This window comes from Desulfocurvus sp. (genome assembly GCF_023230885.1).
GTDB lineage: Bacteria > Desulfobacterota > Desulfovibrionia > Desulfovibrionales > Desulfovibrionaceae > Desulfocurvus.
The window spans coordinates 1-7,300 of sequence record NZ_JALNWM010000180.1; the positions used below are offsets into that span (position 1 = coordinate 1).

Annotated in this window: 7 protein-coding genes; all 7 read right to left on the reverse strand. The window is 68.4% G+C overall.

What is annotated here, in order from left to right:
* A partial coding sequence (locus M0P34_RS12140; RefSeq protein ID WP_291499486.1) for a serine/threonine-protein kinase occupies nucleotides 1-848 on the reverse strand: 848 nt, incomplete at its 3' end.
* 7 nt (nucleotides 849-855) lie between these two features.
* Nucleotides 856-1,593: a metallophosphoesterase family protein gene (locus M0P34_RS12145; RefSeq protein ID WP_291499488.1), complete on the reverse strand. Its 738-nt coding sequence runs from the start codon at nucleotides 1,591-1,593 to the stop codon at nucleotides 856-858.
* A complete protein-coding gene (locus M0P34_RS12150; RefSeq protein ID WP_291499489.1) occupies nucleotides 1,590-2,996 on the reverse strand; it encodes a cobyrinate a,c-diamide synthase in 1,407 nt (468 codons plus the stop codon). Before M0P34_RS12150 ends, M0P34_RS12145 begins: the two co-directional genes overlap by 4 nt.
* Nucleotides 2,997-3,153: 157 nt before the next feature.
* Nucleotides 3,154-3,384, reverse strand: coding sequence for a dissimilatory sulfite reductase D family protein (locus M0P34_RS12155; RefSeq protein ID WP_291499497.1), 231 nt, complete (start codon nucleotides 3,382-3,384; stop codon nucleotides 3,154-3,156).
* A gap of 74 nt (nucleotides 3,385-3,458) precedes the next feature.
* Complete coding sequence (gene dsrB / locus M0P34_RS12160; protein ID WP_291499491.1) at nucleotides 3,459-4,604, reverse strand: dissimilatory-type sulfite reductase subunit beta; 1,146 nt, start codon at nucleotides 4,602-4,604, stop codon at nucleotides 3,459-3,461.
* A gap of 13 nt (nucleotides 4,605-4,617) precedes the next feature.
* A complete protein-coding gene (gene dsrA / locus M0P34_RS12165; protein WP_291499493.1) occupies nucleotides 4,618-5,931 on the reverse strand; it encodes a dissimilatory-type sulfite reductase subunit alpha in 1,314 nt (437 codons plus the stop codon).
* 549 nt (nucleotides 5,932-6,480) lie between these two features.
* On the reverse strand, nucleotides 6,481-6,828 hold the full coding sequence (locus tag M0P34_RS12170) for a DVU0772 family protein (RefSeq protein WP_291499495.1): 348 nt from the start codon (nucleotides 6,826-6,828) through the stop codon (nucleotides 6,481-6,483).
* Nucleotides 6,829-7,300: the final 472 nt, after the last annotated feature.

The following is a 7,300-nucleotide window of genomic DNA, read 5'->3' on the forward strand; positions in this document are numbered from 1 at the left end:
GCCAGGGCGCAGGCCCGGGCCGTGCGCGCGGTCCATTGGGCCGCCAGGGCCCCGAGGGCGGCGGCCATCTCCCGGGCCGAGGCGAATCGCCGGGCCGGGTCCGGCGCGCAGGCCCGGGCCAGGAAGGCGTCCCAATCCGCGTCCAGGTCGGGGTTGAGGGCCGAGGGCCGGGGCGCCCCGGGCAGGGGCAGCCGCCCCGTGAGCAGGCGCGCCAGGGTCACGCCCACGGCGTAGAGGTCGCTGCGGGAATCGGCGGCCCGCGGGTCGGCCTCCTGCTCCGGCGCGGCGTAGAACGGCGAGCCGACCTTCTCGGCCGGGTGCAGGGCCGTGCGCTCCCCGCGCAGGCGCGACAGCCCGAAGTCGATGAGCCGCACCCGGGGGCCGTCCAGCAGCAGGTTGAAGGGCTTCACGTCGCGGTGGATCACGCCCGCGTAGTGCAGCCGGGCCAGGCCCTCCAGGGTCTGGAGGGCCACGTCGGCCGCGCGAGGCAGGGGCAGGGTCCGCGTGGGGGCCTCGGCCCGGTAGGTCTCGCCGATGAGCCCGCCCAGGGAGGCGCAGCAGTGGTCCATGACGAAATAGGGCCGCTCGCGCCCGTGGCCGTCCCGGGCGCGGCCCAGGTCCCAGACCGGGGCGATGTTGTCGTGGTGCAGGGAGGCCATGATCCGGGCCTCGGCCAGGAAACGCCGCTCCAGCTCCGCCTCGCCGGCCACGGCGAGCAGCTCGTCCGCAGGCGCCAGGAGCTTCAGGGCCGCCACGCGGCCCAGGGCCAGGTGGCGCACCTTGTACACCGCGCCCATGCCCCCGCGCCCCAGCAGCCCCAGGACCGCGTAGCCGCCGATGGTGCGCACCGCGGCCTCAGCGCCCCGAGCCCAGGCGGCGGATGAAGGTTTCCGGTACGCCCTGGGCCAGCATCCGCGCGGCCACGGGCCGGGCGTCGTAGGCCACGCGGCGCACCTCGCAGCGGCGGGCGGCGGGGTCGTGGAGCACATACTTGGCCGTGGTGTCGAAATCGTCGCGCGGCTGGCCGACGCTGCCCACGTTGAGCAGATAGCGGCAGCCCGGATCCAGGGCCAGGACGCCGGGAGCCAGGGTGCCGCGCGTCAGGTGTCCGTTATCCCAGCGGATCCAGGCCAGATCGTGGGTGTGGCCAACGAAGCAGACCTCCTCGGCCATCTGGGCCAGGGTCTGCCCCAGGCGCTCGTCGGAGACCGCGTGCAGGTACAGGTGCAGGTTGTCCGGCGGATAGCCGTGCACAAAGCGCGCCCCGCCGCGCACCAGGGACGTGGGCAGGGTGCGCAGGGCCTCACGGGTGTCCGGACCGATGAGCGTCTCGGTGATCTCCACGGCCGCGCGCGACTGGGGGTTGAACCAGCGCTTGTGCGACTCGCGCAGCATGGCGTGCTCGTGGTTACCCATGACCGTGGGGATGCCCCGTTCGCGCAGCAGCGCCAGGCACGCCTCGGGGTCCGGGCCGTAGCCGATCACGTCGCCCAGGCTCACGGCCCCGGCCACGCCCAGGGCGTCCATGTCGGCCAGCACCGCGCGCAGGGCGTCCAGGTTGCCGTGGATGTCGGAAAGTACGGCGATGCTCATGCCTGCTCCTCTTGGGCCCGGGCGCGCCAGCCCTGCGCGGCGGCCACGAAGCGCGGGGCCCACCAGGGCGCGGCCAGGGCGTGGATGTGCGCGTATCCGGCGAACGTGTTGGCGCATACCAGCCCGTCGTGGCGGTCGTGCATGCCGTGGCCCCGGCGCATGGCCAGGGCGAAGTCCAGCCCCTCGGGCACGGGGGCCGCGCAGCGCGAATAGTGGAATTCGTGCCCGGGCAGCAGGGCGCCCAGGGGATGGAAAGGGTTCTCGCGCACCACCTCGGCCCGGACATAGCCCAGCCCGCTGGGCCGGGAGCAGACCTCGGTGTCCACCTCGAAGACCCCGGCCATGGGCCAGGTGCGGCCCTGCCAGCGCAGGCTGCGGGCCAGGTACATGAAGCCCCCGCATTCGGCGTAGACCGGCAGCCCGGCCAGGGCCAGGGCGCGCACGCGCTCGCGGGCGGCCATGTTGGCCGCCAGGGGCTCGGCCAGGGTCTCGGGAAAGCCGCCCCCCAGGTACAGGCCGTGGATTTCCGGCCAGGAGGCCGCGTCCAGCAGGGACAGCTCCACAAGCCGCGCGCCGGCGCGGCGCAGGGCTTCGAGATTCTCCTCGTAGTAGAACCACAGGGCCGCGTCGCGCACATAGCCGATGGTCACCCCGGCGTCGGGGGCGGGCGCGGGCCACAGGGGCGCCTGGGGCGCGGGCAGGGCCGGGGCCGAGCGCGCCAGGGCCAGGATGCGCTCCAGGTCCACGTTGTCGGCCAAAACCCGCGCCAGCCCGTCCAGGATGGCCTCCTGCCCGCCGTGCTCGCGGTTGGAGACAAGCCCCATATGCCGCTCGGGGATGGGGTCGGGGTCCAACTTGGGCAGGGCGCCCAGCACGGGGATCCCCGTGTGGTGCTCGATGCTCTCGCGCAGGATTTCGCGGTGGCGGTGGCCCGCCGTGCGGTTGAGGATCACCCCGGCCAGGCGCAGCCCGGCCTCGAACCCGGCCACCCCCTGGAGCACGGCGGCGGCGGTACGCGTCATCTTGGTGCAGTCCAGGGCCAGGACCACCGGCGCCTCCAGGTTCCTCGCCAGGGCGGCGGTGGAACAGGAGCCCTCGCGGTCCAGCCCGTCGAACAGGCCGCGGTTGCCCTCGATCACGGCGATATCCAGCCCCCGGGTCCGCTCCAGGAACAGGGCGCGCAGGGTGGCGGCGTCGAAGAAGAATGGGTCGAGGTTCGTGGCCGGGCGCCCGGCGGCCAGCCCGAGCCAGACGGCGTCGATATAGTCCGGGCCCTTCTTGAAGGGGGCCACCCCGTGGCCCGCCCGGGCCAGGGCCCGGCACAGGCCCAGGGTGCAGATGGTCTTCCCCGCGCCGCCGGACAATCCGGCCAGAACGATACGGGGGGGGCTCAGACAATCCATGCGCGTGCTCCAAAAAAAACCGATTCCTCGGGCCAGTTCGTGGCTGCCCGTCGGAATCGGCCTTTCGTCGGTCCGTTGAAATCCTTGCGCTCCGCCGGGCGGAGCGTGCGGCCCGCACGCGGCCAGCGCCGACGAGCGCGGCCGGTGCGGCAGGGCCCTAGTCCTCGCCCTCGGAGTGCGCCTGCTTGCCAGCGCCCTTGAGGCCGTACATGGTGGTGCTGCCCGAGGACCAGAACTCCAGAACCTCTTCCTGCACCAGCGCGGTCAGGACCTTCTTCACGTCGCGGGCCTTCTCGTCGGGGAAGACCTTGAGGAAGTCGTTGAAATAGAACTTGGTCTTGCTCTTGGAATTGCAGAAGTCGACGACCTGCTGTTTCGCGGTCGACATGTCGATAGCCATGATCCACCCCTTGAGTGATTCGGGGCGCGGGTTTCCCCGCGCCCCGGTTTAATGGACTCGTTCTACCACTTGAAGTTCGTGGTCTGGCGCCAGGTGTAGTACGCCGGATCACGGAAGTCGTCGATCAGATGCTCGGTGAACTCCAGGTCGCACTTCTCGAAGAAGCGCTCCCAGCCGATGCGCTCGGCCCAGTCGCCCAGACGCTCGTACTTGCGGGCATCCTTGGCGTAGGCGTCCACGATCTGACGGACGACCTTGGCCAGGGTGGGCCAACGGGGCGGCTCGTTGGGGATGAAGGCCACAACGACCTTGGAGAACTTCGGGTTGCTGATGCGGTTGGAGATCTTGCCACCGGCCATGATGACCAGGCCGTCGCCTTCCTTGTCGGACAGCGGCAGCGAGGGGCACATGGTGTAGCAGTTGCCGCAGAACATGCAGCGCTCGTTCTTGATGGCAACGGAGTTCACGGTCTTGCCGTTGATCTCGGTCTTGGACGGACGGATGGCGCCGGTGGGACAGGCGGCCACGGCGAGCGGAATCTCGCACAGGTTGTCCAGGTACTCGTGGTCGATCAGCGGGGGCTTGCGGTGGTAGCCCAGGATGGCGATGTCCGAGCAGTGCACGGCGCCGCACATGTTCAGGCAGCAAGCCATGGAGATGCGCAGCGGGGCGGGCATGTTGTGAGCGCCGAACTCCGCGAAGACCTCGTCCATGACGACCTTGACGGTGCCGGACGCGTCGGTGGCGGGGGTGTGGCAGTGGACCCAGCCCTGGGTGTGCACGATGTTGGTGATGCCGGCGCCGGTGCCGCCGACCGGGAACTTGTGGGACCCGGCGGCGAACTTGCGGGAGTTCAGCTCGGCCTTGAGCTTCAGGGCCTCGTCCTTGGACTCGACCATGAACTCGATGTTGTTACGGGTGGTGAAGCGCACGAAGCCGCCCGAGAACTTGTCGGCGATGTCGCAGATCTCGCGGACGTGGGTGACGGACACCAGGCGGGCGCCGCCGCAACGCACGGTGTACACTTCCTCGCCGCTCTCGGCCTTGTGCATGAGGATGCCGGGCTCGACGATCTCATGGTACAGCCATTTGCCCTTGTTGCGGGCGATGACCGGCGGGTAGAATTCGTCGAACTTGCGCGGGCCGATATCGGAGATACGGCCTTCCATGGGTTTGTCAGGATTGTATCCAGCGGAAATGAATGCCATTGTATTCGACCCCCTATCTCTGGTGTCTCTTGCGGAACTCGTTGATGTCGCGCTCCCAACCACCGGTGACATCCTCTTCCTTCCAGAAGATGTAGGGGTTGGTACGAGGCTCCTGGACGTGGCGCGGGTCGGCCTTGATGCCGGTCACTTCCAGCATCTTCTGGAAGCTCATGCGGCGAATGGTCTCGCCGATGCGCTCGCGGTTCTTGCCTTCCTCCATCCACCAATCCCACAGGTTCTCGACCACTTCCTTGACCTCGTCGTAGGGATCCTCGACGGGGACGAAGGGCACCAGCAGGGAGCCCATCTGGGCGCCATCCAGGATCGGGGCCTTGGCGCCGACGAAGATGGACGCGCCGCGCTCGTCACCGATGTGCAGGGCGCGGGGCATGGTGTTGATGCAGTGCATGCAGCGGTAGCATTCCTTGTTGTCGATCGAGAGCTTGGAGCCGTCCCAGCTCATGCACCCGGTGGGGCACAGGGCCACGACTTCCTTCTCGATGTCGAACTTGCCCCAGTCGCGGCCGGAGTGGGCGCCGGCGTTGGGGGCGAACTCGCCCTTGACGTAACCCATCACGGCGTCATGGTCGATCTTGATGTCGTCCTTCCAGGTGCCGATGACGGAGAAGTCGGAACGGGCGATGGAGGCCACGCAGCCGTTGGGGCAGCCGTCGAACTTGAACTTGAACTTGTAGGGGAACGCCGGACGGTGCAGTTCGTCCTGGTATTCCAGGGTCATGGCGTAGTTCAGGGACTGGGTGTCGTAGCAGGCGTACTCGCAGCGCGACTGGCCCAGGCAGGAGGCCGGGGTGCGCAGGTTGGAGCCCGAGCCGCCCAGGTCGGTGTTCAGGTCGTGGGTCAGGGTCCAGAAGATCTCCTCCAGCTGAGGAGTGGTGGTGCCCAGCCACACGAGGTCGCCGGTGGCGCCGTGCATGTTGGTCAGGCCGGAACCGCGGAAGTCCCACAGGTCCATCAGCTTGCGCAGGTACTCGGTGGAGTAGTACTTGCCGGCGGGCTGGGCCACGCGCACGGTGTGGAAGTGGGCCACGCCGGGGAACTTCTGGGGCTGGTCGCAGTAGCGGCCGATGACGCCGCCGCCGTAACCGAACACGCCGACGATGCCGCCGTGCTTCCAGTGGGTCTCGCCATCCTCGTAGGACATCTCCAGAAGGCCCAGAAGGTCGTCGCAGACGTCAACGGGGATCTGGTACTCGATGCCATCCGGATTGGCGTGCCTGTGTTCGGCCTCCTGTTTGATGTCGGACACGAAGCTAGGCCAAGGCCCAGACTCTAATTGGTCCAACAACGGAGTCTTGTGTTTTGCCATTCTCTTACCTCCATTGTTCTTGAATGATGTTTCTGCCTCATGAAAAACGCGGCGCCTCGCGGTCCTTTGCGGCCCCGTTTGGCGACGGATTGCCCCACGATCGCTCTTGGTCCTCTGCCCGGCGCCCCCCTGCGCCCAGGCACCCGTCGTGAACAAATTCACAACGGATAAACTACTGAACGCTAGGCCGGAACCCCGGTTTTTGTCAACTCAAAAGGCCCGAACGCATTGGCGAAATAGCATGCCTGACACGGGTCGTACAGCCCCGCAAACGACTCTCAGTCTCACGGCCGCGCAGCCCCCGGGAAAGCCACAGGCGCCAAGAAAAAAACAGTCAAAGAAACCCTGGTGTTGAATGGCAAGGCCCGCCACGGCGGACCAAAACGGGAATGTGCCTGTTAAGCCTCTTCAACCTACACTGACGGCCTGCCAAGGCAAGCATTATTTTCGGAACGCCGCCCCCTCCGGGCCTTCTCCCGTCTGGGGCCCGCCCAAAAAACAAGGGGCCGGACCCGAAGGTCCGGCCCCTTGCCCGCCGGGGTGCGCAAGTCAGTTGTAAAGCTGCTTCTCCAGCCAGCTCCTGATCTCGCCGTTGATGGGGTAGACGCCCTTGTTGCCGCCGACCTCCTGCTCGAAACGGCGGCGGATCTCCGCCGGGGGCCGCAGGCAGGCCAGGTCCTCGGCGCCCTGCATGGTCCTGCGCACCAGGCAGACCGTGGGGCCGTCCTCCCAGTTGTAGACCACGAAATAGTTGGACACGTCCTCCTTGCCCTTGACGCGGTTCTCGTAGCTGCCGCCATAGCCGTTGTTGCCCCATTCGAGGTACAGCGCCACGGCGTCGGCAGGCTCCATGTCCCAATCGATATGCAGGTCCCGGAATCGGTTCAGCTGGCTCATGTCGTCCTCCTTGTCCTCTTCGCGCGCCCCGGCCCGCGCCGCGCGCGGACCCGGGGGCCGGAGGGGTCCCGGCCCCCGGGCGGCGTTCCCGTGTGTGAAATCCGTCAATCCTTGTCGGCATTCCCGGGTTGCGGCCCTGCCGCACTGCCCGGATGCAACTTAATAATAACTATTAGCGATAGCGGGTCAAGGGGAATCTTGATTTTTCCCGCAAGCACACCCGCCGACCTGAAGCGGGGGCCGGGTGGCGCAGGCTGCGCAGGGGCCGGGAGGATACGCGGGAGCGCCAAGGGACGATGCGGGTTGGCAACCGGGAACGCACCGACCACGGCGGGCCGGGGGCGCCGGACCGGGCGGGCAAGGACCACGGCCGGCAAAGGTCGTGGCGGCCCCCCGGGGGGGCACCGGGCGCGGCCCGGGCGCCGGGCGCGGGGTCGTGCGAACGGCAGCGCGCAGCGCAACGGCGACGGGC

What these genes read in the sequence shown, in the direction of transcription:
- M0P34_RS12145 (WP_291499488.1), bottom strand. Translation starts at nt 1,593, where the DNA reads ATGAGCATCGCCGTACTTTCCGACATCCACGGCAACCTGGACGCCCTG.
- M0P34_RS12150 (WP_291499489.1), bottom strand. Translation starts at nt 2,996, where the DNA reads ATGGATTGTCTGAGCCCCCCCCGTATCGTTCTGGCCGGATTGTCCGGC.
- M0P34_RS12155 (WP_291499497.1), bottom strand. Translation starts at nt 3,384, where the DNA reads ATGTCGACCGCGAAACAGCAGGTCGTCGACTTCTGCAATTCCAAGAGC.
- dsrB (WP_291499491.1), bottom strand. Translation starts at nt 4,604, where the DNA reads ATGGCATTCATTTCCGCTGGATACAATCCTGACAAACCCATGGAAGGC.
- dsrA (WP_291499493.1), bottom strand. Translation starts at nt 5,931, where the DNA reads ATGGCAAAACACAAGACTCCGTTGTTGGACCAATTAGAGTCTGGGCCT.
- M0P34_RS12170 (WP_291499495.1), bottom strand. Translation starts at nt 6,828, where the DNA reads ATGAGCCAGCTGAACCGATTCCGGGACCTGCATATCGATTGGGACATG.